Raw genomic sequence first — 20,728 nt, 5'->3', positions numbered from 1 at the left:
ATCATCTCAGGAGAAGGCGGTCGCGCAGGCGGGTCATGACGCGGGTGCGGGCGCGTACGGCCCGGCGGATGGCGTCGCTGTGCCGCCACGCCTCGGTGGCCGCCGCCTCGGTGCCGGATTCGGGGGCGTACCTGATGAAGTTGGAGATCTCGGCCAACGGCCGGAGATGTGTTGAGATCTCGCCCGGCTCGCGGGACACCACGTCGCCCGCCGTCAGCGCGGGCTCCCTGGTCAGCCCCAGGTCGTCGCACGTCTGCCGCCAGGCGCCGAGCACCCGCTGCTCGGGTCCCGGTGCCCGGCGGCGGTTGCGCCGGCGCCGCCACGGCACCACGACGACCACGACCGCGTACGCCACCAGCAGCCCGCCGCCCGCCACCGCCGCGACCGTCCACGGGGACAGACCCGGCGCGGCCTGCTCGTCCTGGCCCGTGGCCTGCGGCCGGGACGTCGTGGGCCGGTCGCTGCCGCCCTTGGCGAACTCGTCCTCCAGTTCCTCGCTCTCCTCGATCGCCGAGGACACGACGTCGTGGTCGTCCTTGGCGCCGCCGCGGCCCGGCGTGGGATAGAACGGCCGCCAGCCCAGCTTGTCGAACTTGATCTCCGCCCACGCCATCACGTGCCCCGACTTGACGTGGTACACCCCGCCGGACACCTGCCCCGGCCGGAACCCCACGACCACCCGCGACGGCAGCCCGAGCGTCCTGGCCATGAGCGCGAACGTGGCCGCGAACTGCTCCGACGTCCCCCGGTGCGTGGTCTGCAGGAAGAACTCCAGCCCCTTGAGCGAGTGGCCGGGCGGCGCGGTGACGTCGTAGGTGGCGTTGGTGCGCAGGTAGCTCTGGAGCCGGTACGCCTGCTTGATCGGCGCGTCGGCGCCCTTGGTGGCCTCCTGGGCGAGCCTGCGGAAGAGCTGCTCCTGGGGGGCGTCGGGGAAGGCGGTCAGGGCCGGGTCGGACACGGGGGTGGCGGCGAGCAGGTCCTGCCTGGATGGCTTGGGCACGCGCGAGGTCACCTCGTACCCGGACCCCTTGGCGGGCTTGGCGGCGGCCAGCAGCGCCCCGCTGCCGGGGTCCACGGCCAGGCCGCGCACGCCGGTGACCTCCTGCGGCCGCTCGGCGGCGGGCAGCCAGGTGCCGGGCAGGCCGTCGAAGGTCACCTTCTGGTGTACGACGTCGGCCTCGCCCGTCCACTCCCCCGCCGGGACCCGGCCGCCGGTGGGCTGGAAGCGGGCCGCGGACGTCCAGCGCACGCCGTCGTACCGGTCGAGCACGGCCAGCCGCCAGTTGAGCGGCTTGTCCGCCTTGACGGTGAACAGGTCGCGGTCGGGGATCTGCAACCACGCCGAGACGCGGTCGAGGGGGCTGACGCTGTCCACGCGCACGGGCGGGGGCAGGTCGGCGTCGTCCCTGGGGTTGTACGGCTGGGCGGCGATCGGCAGGAGGGGGCCCGCGACCAGCGCGAGCGCGGCAAGGGCGGCGGCCACCGGGATCCCCGCCGGCAGCCAGGCCGGCGGGCGGTCGTCGCGGAGGAGGGCGAGGGCGGCGATGAGCACGAACAGCGCGCCCGTGACGAGGACGTTGGAGCCCGCGCCGTCCACGCCGAGGAGGAGGGCCACGCCGTACACGACCAGGGCGGGGACGGCGGCGGCGATCCTCGTCCCGGTGCGGTTCAGGGTCTCCGCGCCGATGGTGGCGGCCGCCCAGACGAGCGTGTGGACGAGGACCAGGAGCTCGGGGTCGGGCTGGGCGGGGAGGAGCGTGGTGAGCAGCGCGTGCCAGGAGTCAGCGACGTCCGCCAGGAGGGCGGGGGTGAGGGTCTGGTAGAGGGGGACGGTTCCGGCCACCCAGAGGACCAGGTCCAGGGCCAGGGCCAGCCAGAGGGGGCGGGCGCGGGTGAGGGCGGCGACGATCGCGGGGGCCGTGGCGGCGGGGATCACGGCGAGCAGCAGCTCGGCGCCCGGGAAGACCCGGTGGAAACCCCATCCGGCCGTGGCGGCCGTGGCCGCGACCAGCGCGAGCCCGGCCAGGCGACGCCACATCGACCCCTCGCGCGCCCGCGGCCCGGTCGGCGGGCGGCGGCGCGAGGCCGCCCGGCCGTGGCCGCCCGGCGTCATCGGGACCCCCATGCGAGCGGGAGCTCGTCCAGGGACGTGATGCGGATGAGCCGCACGCCCGGCGGGGCGGCCGGGGCGGGGGCGGTGCCCACGTACACGCAGATGACGCGGTCGAAGCGGCGCCGCACCCCCGCGACCCGGCCCGCCTCCGAGGGATCGCCCGTCACCAGCACCAGCGAGCCGCCGCCCCGCGCCGCCCGCAGCGCCTCCGAGACCCCCGACGTGCCCGCCGCCACCAGGGCCAGCCGGTCCAGGACCGTCTCGGCGTCCGGCCTGCTGTCCGGCCTGCTGTCCGGTGGGGCGCCGCCGCCGGTCAGGACGCGTACGGGGAAGCCGGCCCGGGCGGCGGCCACCGCGACCGAGGCGGCGGCGTCCACCGCGGGCTCCGTCAGGCCCCGCGTGTCGAGCAGGATCGTCGTGGTCGGCAGGCTGGCGTCGATGAGCTGGCGGACCATGAGCGTGCCCGTGCGGGCGCTGGATCGCCAGTGGACGTGGCGCAGGTCATCGCCCAGGACGTATTCGCGCAGGGTGTGGAAGGTGACCGTGCCGCTGGGGGCGTTGTCGCTGACCGGGCCCTCCAGGTGGTGGGCCTTGCCGGAGGGCGGGACGGGCAGGGCGACCGTGCGGGGGCGTACCAGGAGGGTGGCGGGCAGGCCGTACTCGCGGACCCGGCGGGTGAGCCCGAACGGGTCGGCGCGGACGAGCATGAGGGGCCCGACCGGGATCTCCCCGCGCGCCCCGGTCGGCAGCGCGTACGTGACCGTGCGGCCGGCCCCCTTGGGCAGCCTGGGCAGGTCGATCGTGTGCTCGGAGGCGCCGATCCGGTCCTGGGCGCGCAGCCCGGACAGGCCGCGGCGGCCGAGGTTGGTCACGTTCAGGACGGCCACGGCGGCGTCCCCGCGGGGCACCTTCAGCGGCGTGACCTCCCGGTGGACCTCCAGCCTGGGCCGCGGAGCGGTCCAGGCCAGGGCCGTGGCCAGCGCGAGCAGCGCGCCGGTGGCGAGCACGACCGGTTCGGGGTAGCCGAGCGCGAACCCCGCCGCGTACAGCACGACGGCCCCGGCCAGCGTGCCCCAGCCCAGCGGGGTCAGCACCGCGGTGAGCCGCGTCCGGACGGCGGGTGGCGAGGGGTGCACCTAGGCCGCCTGCGGCACCGGCATCCCGGCGACGATCTCGCCGAGCACGGCGGCCCCGGTGACCTCGCGCAGCTCGGCCTCCGGCGTGAGGATCAGGCGGTGCGCCAGCACCGGTACGGCCAGCGCCTTCACATCCTCCGGCACCACGAAGTGCCGCCCGGCCGCGGCGGCCTTGACGCGCGCCGCGCGCAGCAGCGCCAGGCTGCCACGGGGGCTGGCGCCGAGCCGCAGGTGCGGGCTCGTACGGGTGGCGCCGCACAGCGCGACGATGTAGTCGTAGACCGGATCGGCCACGTGGATCCGCGAGGCGAAGTCGATCATCCCGGCCACGTCCGACGCCCGCGCCACCACCGGCAGCCGCTCGACCTGCGGCCCCGTCGGCATGCCCTTGAGCACCTCGACCTCGGAGACGTGGTCCGGGTACCCGACGGAGATCTTCATCAGGAACCGGTCGAGCTGGGCCTCGGGCAGCGGGTACGTGCCGTCCATGTCCACCGGGTTCTGCGTGGCCACCACCAGGAACGGCCGGGGCACCGGGTGCGGCTCGGCGTCCACCGTGACCCGGCGCTCCTCCATGACCTCCAGCAGCGCGGCCTGGGTCTTCGGGGAGGCGCGGTTGATCTCGTCGGCGAGCACGATGTTGGCGAAGACCGGCCCGTGGTGGAACTCGAACTTCTGGTGCGCCTGGTTGAAGATCGACACGCCGGTGATGTCGCTGGGCAGCAGGTCGGGGGTGAACTGGATGCGCCGCCACTCCGCGTCCACGCTGGCCGCGAGCGAGCGGGCGAGCGTGGTCTTGCCGGTGCCGGGGACGTCCTCCACGAGCAGGTGCCCCTCGGCGAACAGGCAGATCAGGGCCAGCTCGATGGCCTCGTGCTTGCCCCGGATGATGCGCTCGATGTTGGTGGCCAGGAGCTGGAACCGCTGGGCGAACTGGCCGGCGAGCTGCTGCGGCGGTTGCGGCTGCTGCTGGTCCGGGTAGTTGTAGTGGGTCAACTGAGTCCCCTTCTCAGTCGGTGCACTCGAAGAGCGGTCCCTCGGGGAAACCGCCGTCCGGGGTCGCCACCAGGGTGTCGTTCAGGTAGCCGTTGCCGTACTGGCTCTCGATCCGGTTCCAGACGTCGCTGGACCTGCCGGTGGAGGTGTCGGTGTACGAGGCGCCCTTGACCTGGCAGATCACCGTCAGGGTGATGTACACCTTCTGCGGGATCCTGCCCGCCTCCCCGCTGGGCGACGGCCCCGGGCGGATGAGCGTGTTGGTGTCCTCGTTGCTGGCGTTCTTGTACTGCTGCCTCGGGTAGGCCAGGTCCACCTCGGTGGTGGCCACGTCGGGGCTCTCGCCGGCCGCGTTCCTGGCCTTGAGCTTGAAGGTGTGCTTCTGGTTGTTCTTCAGGCCGTCCACGGTGAACGTGGTGCCCTTGACGGCGTTGTTCGTGGCCGCGCCGGTGAGCTCGTACGTGGTGGCGTCGTCGGCGCCCTCGGGGGCGGTCCAGCTCAGCTCGGCGCCCCGGTTCTTGGCCTTGGCCGCGAAGCCGGTCGGCGAGCCGGGCGCCACGCACGGCTTGGCCCCGGGGCTCGGCTCGGACTCGACCTCGCCGCCCGGCCAGTGCGCGACCACCACGAACGTGTACTCGTCGGCGCAGTCCCCGCCCGTGAACTCGAACTGGAACGGCCCGTTCGCGTCCACCGACTGCGGGACCGACCTGCCCTCGCCCGACGGCTTCAGCGTGTACCGCTCGACCTTGCCACCGGTGGACGGGCTGAAGGTCACCGTCACCTTGCCGGGGCCCGACCTGGCGCTGACGGCGCCGGGCGCGGAGGGCGCGCTCGCCGACGGGGTCGGGGTCGGGCTGGGGGTCGCTTCCCTGGTGGGCTCGCGCGTCGGCGTGGGGCGGGGCCGCTCCGTGGTCTTGACCGGGTCCGGCTCCGGCACCGGTTCGGGGTCCGGGTCGGGCCGGGTTTCGGTCCTGGTGGGCTCGGGGCGCGGCGTCGTGGGCTTGGGGGTGTTGGTCGGCCCCGGTACGTCGGAATCGTCCTTGGCGACGTCGTGCCTGCGGCCCTCGAGGTCGATGACGACGGCCTTGTCGCCGTTCTCGTCGTTCGCCCAGAGCAGGCCGTCCTTGACGAACACGTCCACCGGGCCCGGCCTCTGGGTCACCTGGAGCGTGGTCGGTTGGCCACCGGCCGCGCTGTCCCAGACGATCAGCGAGCCGCGGCCCTGGTGCGGCACGTACACCTTGGAGCCCAGCACCTGCGGCACCCCCAGCTCGGCCGGGTCGTCCACGGCGAACTTGGTGCTGAGCACGGAGTTGGAGCCGGTGTCGATCACCACGAGCAGCCCCGAGTCGCCGGACGTCAGGATCGGCACCAGGGCGCCCTCGGTGGCGGCCGGGGTGAGCACGCCGCCCTTGGCGGCCTGGGCCACGCCCTTGGGCAGCGTGATCTCCCCGACGCCGCCGTCCGCGCCGATGATCGTGGCGGTGGCGGCCCGGGTGTTGACCACGACGGGCAGGTCGCCGGCGATGGTGACCGACAGCTCCTCACCGGGCTCGCCCACCTTGACCGGGCTCTCCGCCACGCCCCCGGCCACCGGTACGACCTCGCCCTTGGCCGTCACGGGCACCCACAGCCGCCCGCCGCTGTCGATGCGGGCCGCGCCGAGCGGGCCGGGCAGGGTGACCGGGGAGCCTACGGAGTCGAGCGTGAGCGGGTCGATCTGCTGGATCCGGCCGGCCGCCGGGTCCACCGCGTACGCGGCGGCGCCGGACACCGCGAGCTGCAGCCCGGCCGCCCCGAAGTCGCGGGTCTGGGCCACGTTGAGCTGGCTGGGCTCAATGCGGCTGACGTAGCCGGTGCCGTCGTCGACGAGCAGCACGTTGCCGCCGTCCTGCACGACGCGCAGCCGGCGGCCGGCCTTGTCGTCGAGGTAGCCGTCGACCTCACCGGACAGACCGTTGACGTGCACGATCTTGCCCTTGGTCTTGGTCCAGAGCCAGGCTCCGACGTCGGCCAGCTTGGGGTTGGCGCTGGACACGCCCACGCCGAACCAGGCCGCCGCGGCCACCAGGATCGCGGCCACCGCACCGGCGATCACCGCCGTGATCCGATCGCCTCGGAGCACGCGCACCGTCACTCACCCCGTATGTACGATTACTAAGCGTTTGCCCCCGTATTATCGGGCATCACCCTAGCGTTCAGCAGTCCCTCACGCGTAGGTACTGGCTGGTAGCAGCGGGCGTCATGGTGCGCGAGTGCCAAGAGTGTCGGTGTGACGCCGTACCTTAGTGCCCGTGTCCGAACAGCCCCTGACCCTCGACTCCGTCCTCACCGACGAGGCGGTCCTGTCGACCTATCGCCGCATGTTCGCCGCGCTGGCCCGCGACAGCGGGGCGGTGGTCGACGACCCGGCCCTGGTCGACATCGCCGAGACGCTGTTCGCGGCGTTCGCGGAGGCGGGCGAGGAGTGGCTGACCCACGAGCAGATGCGCTTCGCCTGCCGGGCCTACCCTGCCGACCAGTTCGACAACCGGCTGCGGGTGCTCAAGGGGCTCGGGGCGATCCGCGAGGTGTTCCCCAAGCCCAACCAGCTGCGTTACCGGGCCTCGTTCACCAGCGTGGTCGGGCTGATGTTCATCCGGCGGATGATGGACGACGGCGGGCAGTCGGAGATGCACCGGCTGCTGGCGCTGGAAGACCTCAACGTGGCCGACCCGCGCACCACGATGGAGGAGGCCCGGCAGAGCGCGGTCAACCTGGCGCGCGCCTTCCGGCTGTGGGCGCTGGAACTGATCACGCTCAGCACGGGCACGATCGAGGAGCTGCGCGAGCAGGCGCCCAAGCTGTGGGGCACCGAGGAGATCGCGCGGCGGGCCCAGGGATTGCACGGCACGATCCTGACCCGCTGGCCCGAGCTCGACCGGACCTGCACCGACCTGCGGGCGGCCATCTACGCCTACAGCGACGCCTCGCGCCGGGCCGCCGGCCGCCTGGCCGACTCGGCGGGCACCACCCGCAACCTGACGCTGCTGCCGACGGAGACGTGGCGCACGTTCGCACAGACGGCGTCCAGGGAGCGGCTGGCGGCGGTGCTCGACGGGTTCGTCTTCGACGCGCCGGCGCCGTGGCACGACCCGGCCGCCATCGCCCGCGCCGTCGACGAGGCCCCGCGCCCCGCCCCCGCCCAGCCCACTCCCCCGCGCTCCAACCTCCCCGATCCGGGGCCCGAGTCCGCGCTCGACTCCTCGCCCAACGCGGCCCTCGAACGCCTGACGCAGGTGGCGGAGTCGCTGCTCGGGCCGGCCGATCGGGTGGCGCTGGGCGACGTGCTCGGCTCCGACTGGCCCTCGGCGCGCCGCCTCCTCGCCGACCTGACGACCGTGGACCTGCGGCCTGAGCTGCCCTATCGGCTGGCTTGGGCGGACGGGCTGACGATCGACCCGGATCGCGAGCCCGCCTGGCTCTCGCACGGCTACCTGGAGCGCAGCTGATGACCGACGGACAGCACCCTGAGGCCCGCACCCGAGCCCTGGCGCATGCTCAGGCGCGGGCCGGTGGGCCGCTGCGGCTCGGGGCCGGGGTGGCGGCGGCGCCCGGGATGGTGCGGCTGACCCGGCCCGACTCCACCGGCGAGGCCCTGCCCATGTGGCCCGACGGGGTGACGCCCTCTCTCCTGGACGAATACCAGGTGGCGCCGCTCCCCGTGGAGCGGTCCGGGGAGACCCGGCGGGTCCTGGCGGCGGTGCTCAAGTGCTGCTGGACCGACCTGTCCGTGGATCCGTGGCCCGGGGCTCCGGCGCCCGTGGAGCTGGTGCTCGACACCTACCGCGAGCTGATCGGCCGCACCGACGACCTGATGCGCAACTGGGCGGTCGGCGCGCTGCGGCGGCTGCACGACTCCGCCTGGATCGTGATGGACGACGGTCTGGTCGTCCTCGGGCCGCGCTGCGCCCTGTGGCCGGTGGAGTCGCACGCGCAACTGCAGGAGCTGGTGCGCCGGCTGCCCGAGCCCGTGCGCCCTGAGCTGACGGTGGTCGGCGACGCCGACATCATCGCCGCCGCCCGCCCGGGGCTCACCCCGACGGGCGGCATCCCCGGTCCCGAGCTCGCCGTGGACGGCGCGGCCGACGGCCCCGGGCAGCCCGTGGACGGCGAGGACGACCGGCCCAGACCGTCCGCGGCACGCGACGACCACGGCCCCGGACCCGGCGTGGCAGGCGCGCACGACCGACCCGGGTTCGATGCGGCGGTTGGCGGCTCCGGTCCGGCCGGGGCTCGGGAGGTGGCCGGCAGTGGCGAGGCCGCAGGTGCCGGGGGGCGGGTCGAAGGGGGGCCGGCCGAGTTCGACGATCTGCTGGGCGGATACGACGAGCGGCGGCGGGCCGAGCTGGTGGCGGCGTTCATGGCGGTCGAGCATGCCGCGGAGCCGGTGCAGGAGGTGCGGTTCGCCGCCCTGCGCGACCCGGCGCTGCGCCACACGCTGGGCGAGATGCTGGCCAGGCGCGGCCGTACGCTGATCCAGCACCGCGACCGCTGGACCTCCGGCTACGCCGACACCGTCGCCGCCCGCATCGGCGCGCCCGAAGCGGCGGCGGGCACCCGGCTCGGGGTGAGCGAGCGGGCGGTGCTGACGCTCGTGCTCGTGCACTCCGTCGCCATCCCGAGGGCCGAGGGGCTGCTGCCCGAGGACTCGTGGTTGTCGCCGCACCCCACGCCGGTCGACGAGCTGCGCCGCCACACCCAGCTCCCCATCGGCGAGCTGGAGGCGGCGCTGCGGACGTTGCGGCACGCGGGGCTGCTCGGCCAGGTGAAGGCGGGTGAGGAGGCGGGCGGTTACGTGCCGGGGCCGCAGTTCCACCGGCTCACCCCGGCCTCGCGGCGGCGGCTGCAGGAGGAGCTGATCCTGGCGGCGGGGCCGAGCACGCCGCTGGCGGCCGCCGTACTGGCTCGAAGATCTGCCCGCTGACGGGCAGGCCGGCGTTGAACACGGATGGAAGGGTTACGGGGGTAAGAGGTGTCGCAGGTGGAGAACGTCGTCGGGGACCGGGTGCTGATCGCCGTGCAGGTGGTCAACATCTCACGGCTGTCCACCCATCCGGTGCCCACCGTTCCCGGCACGCTCATCGTGGTGGCGGGCGCGGGGCCCAAGGACTCCAACGGGGCGGGCAAGTCGTCGTTCATCGCCTCGATCACGGCGCTGCTCGGTGACGAGCAGTGGCGCTTCGCCTCGGGCGCGAAGGCGGTGTCGGAGCTGCTGTTCAACGCCGAGCTGGCCAGCGGTGCAGGGGCTCGGCAGTGGGCGAGCGCCGACCACGGTTACATCGTGGGCGTCTTCGGCCCGCCCGGCATGGACGGCTTCGCCCCCGCTCCGCCTGCCGGCGCGGCCGTCGACGGCGGCCCTGGACCGGGAGGCGGGTCCGGGGAGGGGTCGGGCGCGGAGCTCGTACTCGGGGATGCCGCGGAGGCGGGGGGAGAGCTGTTCGAGGTGCCTGACACCTCCGGCGGGGCCCTGACCGTGTGGCTGAAGGTCAACCAGGAGGCGCCGCACCTCGAGATCCGCTGGCGGGACGGGGTGCATCTGGCGGCGTCGCCGTCCGAGGCCGAGCGAGTGGCGCGGGCGGACGAGATCTGGGCGTCGCTGCCGAAGTCGGCCGGGCGGCGTGACGTCGTGGCCCGCGACCTGACCAAGGTGCTCTACGGCGACCGGGTCAGGTGCGTGTCGTTCCTGTCCACGTCCGTACGCAGCAAGGTCGCCACCAACCTGCTCTCCCAGCCGCTCAACGAGATCTCCCCCGAGCGCGTCTTCGAGGCCATCGCCGCGCTCACCGGCCTGGACGCCGAGCTGGAGCAGGAGCGCGAGGCCCGGCGCGACGAGCACGCCAAGCGCGTACGCGCGGCGCAGGCGGCGGACCGGCTGGCCGAGTTCGAGGCGGAGTCGAAGGCGCTGCTGAGCACGTTCGACCGGCGGGACCAGGCGCGGATTCGGCTGGCGGACGCGCTGCGGTGCTGGCGCGGGCGGCAGGCACGCAAGCTGGCCGACGCCGCGGGCAAGGACGAGGCGCTGGCCGCCGACCTCGAGCGGCACCGCGCGGCCGGCGAGGCGGCCGCCGAGGCGATCGCCATGGTCAAGGCGGAGATCGGCACGCTGCGGGAGGACACCCTCGACCGGCAGGTCTCGCAGGCCCGCAAGGAGCTGACGGCCCTGCAGGCGCGGGCGGCCAAGCTCGACGCCGACCGCGCCGTGGCGGAGAACTCCGCCGACGAGCTGCGCGGGCTGATCCCGGCGCTGGAGGAGACCCGCCGGTTCGCGGACGGGCGCGACGTGCCCACGGCGGAGAGAGAGCTGGGCGAGATACGCCTGCGGCTCAACGAGGCGCTCAAGGCGCTCGGGGTGGCCGACCGGGAGGTCTCCTCGGCGCAGGCGGCACTGGACGACGCCGAGGGCGGGCCCGCGGCGGCACAGCTCAACGCGCTGGCGGCGGCGGGGATCGGCGCGACCGGCCTGCTCGACGCGCTCGACGTGGCCGAGCAGGCCCGCGACTCCGCCCACACCCCCACCCACCTCCGCACCGACGGCGGTGACGCTGATGGCGAAGGTGGCGGGCAGGCGCTGGGTGAGGCGCTCAGGGCGCGCTACGGCAAGGCGCAGGCACCCGCACCCGCACCCGCACCCGCACCCGCACCCGCACCCGCCACGGCTGACGGCGGCGCGCGGGTTGCCGGTTCCGGGGCCGTGGCGATCGGGGAGTTGCGGGGGTGGCCGAACGAGCATGCGGTGATCGTGGATGTCGCTCAGCTCGACGCGGCCGCCTCCGCCCTGGCCGGTCTGCCGGGGTCCGTGCTGGTCAGCGCGGCCGGGGTGAGCGTCGTCGGGGCCTTCGACGGGGTGGCGACCGGGCGGGAGGCGCGGATCAAGGCCGCCGAGCAGCGGCTCAACCGGGCCAAGGACGTTCAGGAGAGCGCCGCGCAGGCCGTACGCGATGGGGAGGAGGCCGTCGCGGAGGCGCAGCGGCGGCTGGAGGGCGCCAGGGCCGGGGTGCGGCTGGCCGAGCTGGAGGCGAAGCTCGGCGAGCGGCGGGCCAGGCTGGGCGAGCTGAACGCGGCCATCGAGGAGCTGGCCCCGAAGGTCGCCGAGGCCGAGCGGCAGGCGGGCTCGCTGGACTTCCGGGCGCGTACCAGGGACATGGAGATCGAGCGGCTGGAGGGCCGCCGGCAGCGGCACGAGGCCGAGCGGGCCCAGGCGCGCGAGCAGGAGGCGAAGGTCGGCGCGGAGCGGGAGGCGCTCAAGCTGGCCGCGCTGGCCGCCGACTGGGGCGGCACGACCGAGACCGCCCGCGAATGGCTCGCCGCGCTGCCCGAGGAGGAGCGGCCCCGCGCGGCCGAGGAGTGGTGGCGGATCGCCGAGCGCCACCTCGACCAGGCGTTGCGCGACACGTTCCCGGAGGAGGAGGCGGAGGTCCCGGAGGAGCTGCGCTTCCTGCTGAGCGAGCGGGAGGGCAGCACGGCGCGCGAGCAGGCGACGTTCGCGGCGGTGTGCGGGTCGCTGGCGTCGTACCTGCGGGGGCAGGAGGAGTACGAGCGGCACCAGCGGCGGCAGATCGAGGCGCAGATCGTCTCCCGGCAGCGCGACCTGGCGGCGGCGGCCAGGGGCGCGGAGGAGGCGGCCCAGTCGACGGCCGTGCACCGGGCGGCGCTGACGGCGGCGATCAAGGCGCGGCTCACGCGGGTGGCCGAGGAGTTCGACAAGCTCGACACGTCGTACGGAGGTTACGGCGCGACGCTGGAGTTCCCGGTGCCGCCCGCGCCCGCCGATCCCGAGCAGCGCTGGCAGTGGCGGGTGACGCCGAAGTGGCGGCGCGGCGAGGGGCAGGGGTTCGTGCCGTACAACCGGCGGGCCAACACGGCGCTCATGGACGAGAAGGCCGTCAAACTGGTGTGCGCGGCGGCCATCGCCTCGTCCGGGGGCGGGCACCTGTGCCTGGTGCTCGACGAGCTGGGCCGCAACCTGGGCAAGGAGCACCGCAGGGAGGCGGTGGCGCTGTTCAGGCGGATCGGGGAGACGTACGGGATCACGGTGATCGGGGCGCTGCAGGACGACATGGAGCCGTACGCGATCGACGCCTGCGGGCAGTACATCAAGCTGCGGCGGTCGTCGGACGCGATGCCGTACAACGAACCGCCGGTGATCGTCGGGCACGACCAGCACGCCGAGCGGGTGCGGGCACTGTCCGCGTACGTCGACCGCGGTGCGCCGCCCGCACCGGCCCTCACATGAGGCCTCCGGGGGCGTGGTTGACGGCTGGGGAGACGGGTTCAGGCGATCGGCGGGCCCGCGTTGGCGGGTACAGGCGATCGACGGGCCCGCGTTGGCGGGTTCAGGGGATCGGCGGGCCCGTGTAGGCGGGTTCAGGCGATCGGCGGGCCCGTGTAGGAGGCGCGCAGGCGGAGGAGGGAGCCGCGTTCGTACTCCTCCATCGCGTGTGCCAGCCATCCCGCCACCCTGGCCACCGCGAAGATCGCCTCGCCCGCGCCGCTCACCATGCCGGTGACGGCGGCGAGGGCGGCGAGGGCGAAGTCGATGTTGCGGTCGGGCAGGCGGCGTCGGCGCATCTCGGCCAGCACGGCGTCCACCGCGGCGATGCGCTCGTGCCCGGGCGCGGCCTCCTTGACCAGGTCGAGCAGCAGGCCGCCGCGGCCGTCGCCGTTCTTGTAGACGCTGTGGCCGAAGCCGGGGATGCGCTCGCCGCGCCGTACGCGCTCGGCGACGGCGCGGGCGGCCTGGCCGGGCTCGGCGATCTCGGCCAGCAGGCGTTCGGCGCCGTACGCGGCGCCGCCGTGCAGCGGGCCGCCGAGCACGCCGAGGCCGGTCAGGACCACGGCGTACGGGTCGGCCTTGGCGGAGGCGGCGACCCTGGCGGCCAGGGTCGAGGCGGCCAGTTCGTGGTCGGCGAGCAGGACCAGGGCGGCGCGCAGGGCTCCGAGCAGGGGCGGGGTGGCGGGGTGAGGGCACAGGCGGGGCCACAGGCGTTCGGCGATCGAGCCGCCCTGCGGCGGGGCGCCGACCAGGGGGAGCGCGTCCACCAGGCCCGCGATCAGGCGGCGGCCGGTGGCGGCGACCGAGGCGGGGTCGAGCTGGTAGCGCAGGGAGTCGGACGCGCCCAAGACCGTGGTGATCACCTGGAGACGGTCGAGGGGCAGAAGGTCGGCGGGGAGGCCGCGCTGGGCGGCGACGGCGGCCCGCAGCCCCTCCTCGGGCTCACACCGCCACGCGTCAGGACCCCACGCCCTCGCGGCCCCGTCGCCTTCGGGGGTGCCCGGCAGCACCGACGGTCCCCCACCCCCGTCGCCTTCGGGGGTGCCCGACCGCACCGACGGTCCCCCACCCTCGGGAGTGCCCGGCAGCACGGATGGCCGGTCGGCGCCGGGGGTGCCCGGCTGCAAGGGCGGCCTGGCGGCGCTGCCCTGCGACCCCGCCGGTGGCCCGCCATTGCCGGCCCGCGAACCCACGGACGGCTCGGTGTCGTCGGCGCCCGGCTGCGGGTCCTCGGGGGTGCCTGACCGCACAGGCCGCCCACCGCCGCCGCCGGCGTCCGACCTCACGGACGGCTCGGCGCCGTCGACGGCCGGCTGCAGGGTCGGCCTGTCGCCCCCGGGCGTGCGCGACTGCTCAGGCGGCCTGCCGTCGCCGGCGGGCGGGCCACTGGACGGGGCGGTCTCGCGGACGTGCGGCTGCACCGGTGGTGCGCCGTCGTGGGTGGGTGGGGAGCCGCTCTGTGACGGGCGGGGGGTGTGCCAGAGGGTGCGGTCGCCTGTCCACAGCCATTCCGCCACCATCTCGAACGGGGTCGTACGGGCCAGGCTGAGGGCGTCGATGCCCCGGTAGTACGGCCGGTCCACGCCCAGGGCCGTCAGGGCCGACTCGATGACCAGCTCCGGCGGCTGGCTGCGCGGGCGGCCTCGGCGGGCCAGCTGTTCGATCTCCTCGGCCGAGAAGAGGCTGCGTCGCCCGTCGTCGCTGTGCCGGCGGCTCAGCACGCCCCGGCTCACGTACGCGTAGAGCGTGGCGGGCTTCACCCCGAGCCGCTCCGACGCCGTGGCCGCGTCGATCCACTCCACCATGCACCCAAGCCTTCCATGTTGACGAAAATCAATATTGATCCACATTGAATGCGCATGTCAACGTGGAGGCATGCCCAGAATCCATTTCCTCGACGTGACCAACCGGGACGGCGTGCAGACCGCGCGCACCGGGCTGTCGAAGTTCGGCAAGACCATGGTCAACTTCTATCTGGCCAAGCTCGGGGTGGCGCAGTCCGAGATCGGTTTCCCCTTCCTCTTCCACGAGGTCCCGTACGTCAGGGCGCAGGTCGCGCTGGGCGAGGCGGGTGCGTTCGGGGAGCTGAGGCTGTCCGGGTGGTGCCGGGGCGTGCCGCAGGACGTGGAGAAGGCGGCACCGCTCGGCCTGAAGCACTACAACCTGTCCATCTCGACGTCCGACTACATGATCCAGAACAAGTTCCGGGGCCGCCTGGACCGGGACGCGATCATCAGGGAGATGACCGCCGCGGTCCGCGTGGCCAAGGACGCGGGGGCGCTGACGGTGGGGGTGAACGCCGAGGACGGCTCGCGTACCGATGACGGGTTCCTGATGGAGTTCGCGCTGGCGGCCAAGCAGGCGGGCGCCGACCGCGTACGTTACTGCGACACGATCGGCGGCGACACGCCCGACCGGATCCGCGAGCGCTTCGCCAAGCTGGCCGCGGGCACCTCGATGCCGGTCGAGACCCACTGCCACAACGACCTGGGCATGGCCGTGGCCAACTCGGTGTCGGGCGCGCTCGGCGACCTGGACGCCGGGCAGGACGCGTGGATCAACACCTGCGTGAACGGCATCGGCGAGCGCTCCGGCAACGCCGACCTGCTTTCGACGATCCTGGCGTTCCGGCACGGGTTCGGGCTCGACGGGGCCGAGATCGGGGACGCGCTGAACCTGGAGTGGGCGCGCAGGTTCGGACTATGGGCGAGTTACGCGCTGGGGCAGCCGCTGCCGTACAACCAGGTCGGGGTGGGGCGCAACGCGTTCGCGCACGAGTCGGGCATCCACGCCGACGGCGCGCTGAAGGACCACGGCAACTACGAGCTGTACGACGAGGCGACGCTGGGCCCGTTCCCCGAGGACTGGCACGCGCGGCCGGGCCGTGTGGTGCTGACCGGCGAGTACGGCGGCAAGGCCGGGTTCCGGCACGTCATGGACGGCCTCGGGGTCGAGGTGGCCGATGAGGAGCTGTCGTTCCGGCTGGTCCAGCTCTGCAACGCGATGACGGGCAGGCCGCTCACGGACGACGAGCTGCGCCTGATCGCGGCCTACCCGCGTGAGTTGTCGTTGATGTTCCCCGGTTACGCCTGACGCTCACGCGGCGGGAGGCCGGTGAACCTCCCCGCCAGGCTGCCCGGCGCCCAGAGGGCCAGGCCGCTCGGCGGCCAGGGCCTGGCGGAAGTCCTCGTCCGCGTGCTCGATCGCCTCCAGCCGTACGGTCCCGCGCCGGAAGAGCGAGGCCAGCGTCCAGTCGGCCAGCACCGCCGCCTTGTTGCGCGCCGTCGGCACCCAGCCCAGGTGGTACACCCGGTGCGCCAGCCACCCGAGGAAGCCGGTGAGCTTGATCCGGTGCACCTGGGCGACCCCCTGGCGGTGGCCGAGCCCGGCGACCGAGCCGAGGTAGGCGTGCCGGTACGCCCTGAGCCGCTGGCCCCGCACGTACGCGACCAGGTTGCGGCCCAGCAGCTTGCCCTGCCGTACCGCGTGCTGGGCGTTGGGCGCGGTGAACTCCCCCGGCCGGGTCAGGTCCGGCACGGCGGCGCCGTCACCGGCCGCGAACGCGTCGGCGACGCCCGCCACCGTCAGGTACTCGGTCGCGGTGATCCGCCCGATGCGGTCCACCGGCAGCCCGCTGGCCGCCGCGAGCGGGCTCGGCCGCCCGCCCGCCGCCCACACCAGGGTGCCGGCGTCGAGCTCGGTCCCGTCCGAGAGCACCGCCGCCCCGCCGGCCGCCGAGGTCAGCCGGGCGCCGAGCCGCACGTCCACGCCGCGCTTGCACAGCGCGTCCACGGTCCAGCGGCCGAGGTTCCCGTGCAGCTCGGGCAGGATGCCGTTGTTGGCCTCGACCAGGGTCCAGCTCAGGTCGCCGGGCTCGATCCCGTCGTGGTAACGCAGGGCCTCGTCGGCCAGCCCCTGCATCTCGGCCAGCGCCTCGACGCCGGCGAACCCGCCCCCGACCACCACGAACGTCAGCGCTCTGCGCCGCACCCCCTCGTCATCGGTGGAGGCGGCCGCGGCGAGCTGGGCCAGCACGTGGTTGCGCAGGTGCACGGCCTCGCCGATGGTCTTGAAGCCGACCGCGTGCTCGGCCAGCCCCGGGATGGGCAGCGCGCGGGTGATCGAGCCGGCCGCCATGACGACGATGTCGTACGGGATCGTCCTGGCCGGGCCCTGCGGCGGCTGGAACTCGGCAGTGCGCTCCCCGTGGTCCACCCGCGTGACGCGCCCGGTCAGCACCCGCACGCCCTTGAGCACCTGTCCGAGCGGGGCGGCCACGTGGCGCGGCTCGATCGAGCCGCCGACCGCCTCGGCGAGGAACGGCTGGTAGGTCATGTAGCCGCGCGGGTCCACCACAGTGACGCTCGCCTCACCGGAACGGATGAGCTTGCGCAGCCCCCTGGCGGCGTACATGCCGACATATCCGCCACCGACGATCAGAATGTGCTTCCTCATTGCCCTGTCTCCTTTCGGGCTTTCCGCCACAAGGACACAACAGGGCCAGCGTTTTGTGACATCTACCGGGAAACCGCCGATAAAGAGCTCCGCGACAGGTCCGCCGGTAAGGGCCGGACGTGGTCACAACGTCCGGTCGCCCGTCTCCGGCAGGGCGAGCAGGCAGAGCAGGCTCAGCAAGGCCATCGCGGAGACGTACCCGCCGACCGCCAGCACGCCGTGCCCGCTCGCCTGCATGCTCGTGGCCACCAGCGGCGGCACCGCGCCGCCGAGCACGCCGCCGAGGCTGTAGGCGACGGACGCGCCGCTGTAGCGGTACTCGGTCCTGAACAGCTCCGGCAGGTACGCCCCCATCGGCCCGAAGATCAGCCCCATCAGCGCGAGCGCCCCCGTCAGCGCGAGCCCGACCAGGGCGACCGAGCGCGTCTCCATCAGCGGGAACATCACCAGCCCCCACGCGATGGCCACGGCCGTTCCGGCGATCAGGGTGCGGCGGCGACCCAGCCGGTCGGACACCATGGCGGAGACCACCGTGCCCGCCGCCATGAACAGCACGCCGACCATGGTCAGGCCGAGCATCGTGGTCCGCGGGATCTCCAGCGTCGTGGTGCCGTAGGCCAGGCAGTAGGTGGTGGCGGTGTAGAAGAGGGTGTAGGCGACGGTCATGGCGCCGGCGCCGAGCAGCACGCGCCGCCACTGGTGCCGCATCAGCCCGGCGAACGGCACCTTGGCGATCCGGTGCTGGTCCATGGCCGCCTTGAAGACGGGGGTCTTGGAGATCTTCAGCCGTACGTACAGGCCGACGATCACCAGCAGCAGGCTCGCCACGAACGGCAGCCGCCAGCCCCATCCCTGGAACTGCTCGTCGCTCAGCACCTCGCCGAGGATGAGGAACAGGCCGTTGGCCACGATGAACCCGGCCGACGGGCCGAGCTGCGGGAACATCGCGTACAGGCCGTGCTTGCCCGGCGGCGCGTGCTCCGTGGCCAGCAGCGCCGCGCCGCCCCACTCGCCGCCGAGGCCGATGCCCTGCGTGAAGCGCAGCAGCACGAGCAGCACCGGCGCGAGCACGCCGATCGCCGCGTAGCCGGGCAGCAGCCCGATCGCGACCGTGGACAGACCCATCACCAGCAGCGACACGACCAGCATGGACTTGCGGCCGACCCGGTCGCCCCAGTGCCCGAACACGGCCGAGCCGAGCGGCCGGGAGATGAACGCCACGGCGAACGTCGAGAACGACGCCAGGCTGCCCGCCACCGGGTCCATGCCGGGGAAGAACGCGGTGTTGAGCACCAGGGCCGCCGCGGTGCCGTAGATGTAGAAATCATAGAATTCGATCGCCGTGCCGATGAGGCTGGCGGCCGCGATCCTCGTCCGGCTCGGCGCCGCGGTCTGGGGGGAAGTCGTCATGCGGGTCTCACTATGCGGACTAGCGTCTTGCGAAGTGGTACGAAGACGCTACCAGCTGCGCAATGTTACGTTTCACATACCCGGAGGGAACATCATTTGGCCGTCGAACTGGTGATCTTCGACTGTGACGGGGTGCTCGTGGACAGCGAGCCCATCTCCGTACGCCTGGGCACGGCCGCGCTGCGGCGCCTGGGCTGGACGATCGACGAGGCCGAGTACGCCGAGCGCTTCGTCGGCTGCACTCCCGAATTCTGGGAGGAGCAGGTCGGCCGGACGCCGCCGGGCTGGCGCGAGCAGGTCGATCTCGACTACGCGGCCGCCGTCAAGGCCGAGCTGTGCGCGATCGAGGGCATCGAGGACGCGCTCGACGCCCTCGACATCCCCTTCTGCGTGGCCTCCAACGGCCGCCACACTTCGATCCGCCGCAGCCTGGAGCTGACCGGGCTGGCTCACCGGTTCGCCGGGCGGGTGTTCAGCGCCGAGGACGTGGCCAGGGGCAAGCCCGCGCCCGACCTGTTCCTGCACGCCGCGGCCACGATGGGGGCCGAGCCGGAGCGCTGCGTGGTGGTGGAGGACAGCCCGTTCGGGGTGACGGCGGCGGTGAGCGCGGGCATGCGCTGCCTGGCCTTCGCCGGCGGCCTCACCCCCGCCTCCCGTCTGACGGGCCTGGGCGCGACGCTCTTCCACCACCCCGCCGCACTGCCCGACCTGATCGGCTCCCTCGACTGATCGGCCGCGTTGAGTAGCGTGAGGCCATGCCTTCAGGTACGGAACGCCCCTACGTGGTAGCGCACGTCGCTGTTTCCCTGGACGGAGCGACCACGGGATTCCAGCCGGATGTCGCCAGCTTCTACCAGCTCGCCCGGACCTGGGAGGAAGACCTCACCCTGGCCGGGGCCGACACCATCCTCGCCCAGGAGCCGGCCCTGGCCACGGCCGAGCGGCCCGGACCGGCCGCGGACGGACCGCTGCTGGCCGTCGTGGACGGCCGCGGCCGGGTCAGCGCGTGGGACGCGCTGCGCGAGGCCGGCCACTGGTCCGGCGTCGTGGCCCTGCACTGCCGCGACACTCCCCCGCGCCCGCCCGGCCGGCAGGTGCGGGAGCTCGTCACGGGCGCCGAACGCGTCGATCTGGGCGGGGCGCTGCGCACGCTCGGCCGCGAGGACGGGATCGGCGTCGTACGGGTGGACAGCGGCGGCGAGCTCATCGGCGCCCTCATGGCGGACGGGCTGGTGGACGAGGTCAGCCTGCTCGTCCACCCGTTCCTGGCCGGCGAGGGTGCCACCCGTCGCTGGTGGGGCGAGCACCCCGCCGCCGCGCCGCTCACCATGGTCGCCGCGCAGAGCCTGCCCGACGGCCTGGTCTGGCTGCGCTACCACCCCTGCCGCTGACGCTCACCGCCGGCGGGCGCGGCCGTCCTCGTCGAGGTAGTCGCGCCATGACCGCTTCGGGGCCCAGCCCAGCAGGCGGTGGGCCTTGGCGCAGGAGATGCCCGAGGCGTCGGGGCGGGCCAGCGGCCGCAGCTCGATCCGGTCGCCGTGGTATCGGCGCAACGCCTCGGCGAAGTCGTGCCCGCCCGCGTTGTCCGGCGAGGCGATGTAGAACACCTCGTGGCCGGGCAGGTCGGACTCGGCGGCCAGCACGATCGCGTCCGCCAGGTCGTACACGTCGATGTAGCTCCACAGCCCCGCCCCGATCTCGGCGGCGTCGCGGACCTGCGGGCCGAGGTTGCGCTCGTAGTTGCCCTCATGCTGCACCCAGCTCGGCCGCAGCGAGATGCACCTGATGTCGGAGCGGCGCACCGCGGCGTCCATGAGTTGCTCGCCGAAGTGCTTGGCCAGCGCGTACGGGTCCTGCGGCCGGATCGGGTGCTCCTCGTCCACCGGCGCGTAGTCGGGCAGAAACGGCCGCTCGGGGAAGAAGAACCCGGGCACGGTCTCGCTGGAGATGTTCACGAACCGCGGGACGCCGAACCGCACCGCGGCCTCGATCATGTTGAACGTGGCCATCAGGTTGTTCTGGAACACCACCTGCGGCGGGTTGGCGGTGGGGTCGGGGATGGCCGCGGCGTGCACCACCGCCTCGGCCCCGTGCGTCACGGCGAACGCCTCTCCCGCGTCGGTCAGGTCGGCCTGCACGTAGCGGGGAGCGCCCGGGTCGTGCCGCTCCCAGACCGGACGTGTCAGGTCCGTGGCGGTCACCTCGTGACCCGCCTCGACCAGGGCGTTGACGGCCGCCCTGCCGACCTTGCCATGGGCTCCGGTGACGACGACGCGCATTTCGGCCAGCTCCTCAGTAGATCTC

Annotated in this window: 14 protein-coding genes; 6 read left to right on the top strand and 8 right to left on the bottom strand. The window is 73.9% G+C overall.

All coding sequences use genetic code 11. The features are described 5' to 3' along the window. Position 1: 1 nt before the first annotated feature. From AB0J69_RS16215 to AB0J69_RS16200, 4 genes are read right to left on the bottom strand one after another with little or no spacing between them, the layout of a single operon-like run. The gene (locus tag AB0J69_RS16215) at positions 2–2,125 is read right to left on the bottom strand and encodes a transglutaminaseTgpA domain-containing protein (RefSeq protein WP_364117532.1); all 2,124 of its coding nucleotides are present in this window, start codon (positions 2,123–2,125) and stop codon (positions 2–4) included. Then, positions 2,110–3,249: a DUF58 domain-containing protein gene (locus AB0J69_RS16210; RefSeq protein ID WP_364117531.1), complete on the bottom strand. Its 1,140-nt coding sequence runs from the start codon at positions 3,247–3,249 to the stop codon at positions 2,110–2,112. Before AB0J69_RS16210 ends, AB0J69_RS16215 begins: the two co-directional genes overlap by 16 nt. After that, positions 3,250–4,245, bottom strand: coding sequence for a MoxR family ATPase (locus AB0J69_RS16205; RefSeq protein WP_364117530.1), 996 nt, complete (start codon positions 4,243–4,245; stop codon positions 3,250–3,252). Between the two features lie 13 nt (positions 4,246–4,258). Further along, positions 4,259–6,376 (bottom strand): fibronectin type III domain-containing protein, encoded by a 2,118-nt coding sequence (locus AB0J69_RS16200; protein WP_364117529.1) that lies wholly within the window; start codon positions 6,374–6,376, stop codon positions 4,259–4,261. Between the two features lie 163 nt (positions 6,377–6,539). Between AB0J69_RS16200 and AB0J69_RS16195 the strand changes: the two genes are divergently transcribed. The 3 genes from AB0J69_RS16195 to AB0J69_RS16185 are packed head-to-tail and all read left to right on the top strand — an operon-like array spanning position 6,540 to position 12,520. Next, positions 6,540–7,736: a hypothetical protein gene (locus AB0J69_RS16195; protein ID WP_364117527.1), complete on the top strand. Its 1,197-nt coding sequence runs from the start codon at positions 6,540–6,542 to the stop codon at positions 7,734–7,736. Next, complete coding sequence (locus AB0J69_RS16190) at positions 7,736–9,211, top strand: hypothetical protein (RefSeq protein ID WP_364117525.1); 1,476 nt, start codon at positions 7,736–7,738, stop codon at positions 9,209–9,211. The genes AB0J69_RS16195 and AB0J69_RS16190 overlap by 1 nt, the downstream gene beginning before the upstream one ends. Before the next feature lie 57 nt (positions 9,212–9,268). After that, positions 9,269–12,520, top strand: a complete 3,252-nt coding sequence (locus AB0J69_RS16185) for a chromosome partitioning protein ParA (protein WP_364117523.1) — start codon at positions 9,269–9,271, stop codon at positions 12,518–12,520. Positions 12,521–12,651: 131 nt separating this feature from the next. Here AB0J69_RS16185 and AB0J69_RS16180 read toward each other — a convergent pair whose 3' ends face one another. Beyond that, a complete protein-coding gene (locus AB0J69_RS16180; protein WP_364117521.1) occupies positions 12,652–14,364 on the bottom strand; it encodes a citrate/2-methylcitrate synthase in 1,713 nt (570 codons plus the stop codon). Between the two features lie 70 nt (positions 14,365–14,434). Here AB0J69_RS16180 and AB0J69_RS16175 point away from each other — a divergent pair, with 70 nt between their 5' ends. After that, on the top strand, positions 14,435–15,652 hold the full coding sequence (locus tag AB0J69_RS16175; protein ID WP_364117520.1) for a hypothetical protein: 1,218 nt from the start codon (positions 14,435–14,437) through the stop codon (positions 15,650–15,652). A 3-nt stretch (positions 15,653–15,655) separates the two neighbouring features. Here the strand turns inward: AB0J69_RS16175 and AB0J69_RS16170 are convergent, their stop codons facing one another. After that, entirely contained in the window at positions 15,656–17,014 is a 1,359-nt protein-coding gene (locus AB0J69_RS16170; protein ID WP_364117518.1) for an FAD-dependent oxidoreductase, read from the bottom strand. 123 nt (positions 17,015–17,137) lie between these two features. Continuing rightward, positions 17,138–18,424, bottom strand: a complete 1,287-nt coding sequence (locus AB0J69_RS16165; RefSeq protein ID WP_364117517.1) for an MFS transporter — start codon at positions 18,422–18,424, stop codon at positions 17,138–17,140. A gap of 96 nt (positions 18,425–18,520) precedes the next feature. On the opposite strand from AB0J69_RS16165, the gene AB0J69_RS16160 reads away from it, so the two are divergent. Then, positions 18,521–19,153 carry an HAD family hydrolase gene (locus AB0J69_RS16160; protein ID WP_364117515.1) on the top strand — a complete coding sequence of 211 codons (633 nt, stop codon included), beginning with the start codon at positions 18,521–18,523 and terminating at the stop codon, positions 19,151–19,153. A 26-nt stretch (positions 19,154–19,179) separates the two neighbouring features. Next, on the top strand, positions 19,180–19,815 hold the full coding sequence (locus tag AB0J69_RS16155) for a dihydrofolate reductase family protein (protein WP_364117513.1): 636 nt from the start codon (positions 19,180–19,182) through the stop codon (positions 19,813–19,815). 3 nt (positions 19,816–19,818) lie between these two features. On the opposite strand, the gene AB0J69_RS16150 is transcribed toward AB0J69_RS16155, so the two are convergent. Further along, complete coding sequence (locus AB0J69_RS16150; RefSeq protein WP_364117512.1) at positions 19,819–20,703, bottom strand: NAD(P)-dependent oxidoreductase; 885 nt, start codon at positions 20,701–20,703, stop codon at positions 19,819–19,821. Positions 20,704–20,728: the final 25 nt, after the last annotated feature.

Origin of the sequence: Nonomuraea sp. NPDC049709 (genome assembly GCF_040674815.1) — a bacterium.
GTDB lineage: Bacteria > Actinomycetota > Actinomycetes > Streptosporangiales > Streptosporangiaceae > Nonomuraea.
Note: the sequence above shows the minus strand (reverse complement) of the source record. Positions and strands in the feature narration are given on the sequence as shown.

Bases quoted from the DNA above. Each gene is read 5' to 3' on its own strand.
- AB0J69_RS16190 (WP_364117525.1), top strand. From the start codon at position 7,736: ATGACCGACGGACAGCACCCTGAGGCCCGCACCCGAGCCCTGGCGCAT.
- AB0J69_RS16165 (WP_364117517.1), bottom strand. From the start codon at position 18,424: ATGACGACTTCCCCCCAGACCGCGGCGCCGAGCCGGACGAGGATCGCG.
- AB0J69_RS16215 (WP_364117532.1), bottom strand. From the start codon at position 2,125: ATGGGGGTCCCGATGACGCCGGGCGGCCACGGCCGGGCGGCCTCGCGC.
- AB0J69_RS16155 (WP_364117513.1), top strand. From the start codon at position 19,180: ATGCCTTCAGGTACGGAACGCCCCTACGTGGTAGCGCACGTCGCTGTT.
- AB0J69_RS16170 (WP_364117518.1), bottom strand. From the start codon at position 17,014: ATGAGGAAGCACATTCTGATCGTCGGTGGCGGATATGTCGGCATGTAC.
- AB0J69_RS16150 (WP_364117512.1), bottom strand. From the start codon at position 20,703: ATGCGCGTCGTCGTCACCGGAGCCCATGGCAAGGTCGGCAGGGCGGCC.
- AB0J69_RS16175 (WP_364117520.1), top strand. From the start codon at position 14,435: ATGCCCAGAATCCATTTCCTCGACGTGACCAACCGGGACGGCGTGCAG.
- AB0J69_RS16180 (WP_364117521.1), bottom strand. From the start codon at position 14,364: ATGGTGGAGTGGATCGACGCGGCCACGGCGTCGGAGCGGCTCGGGGTG.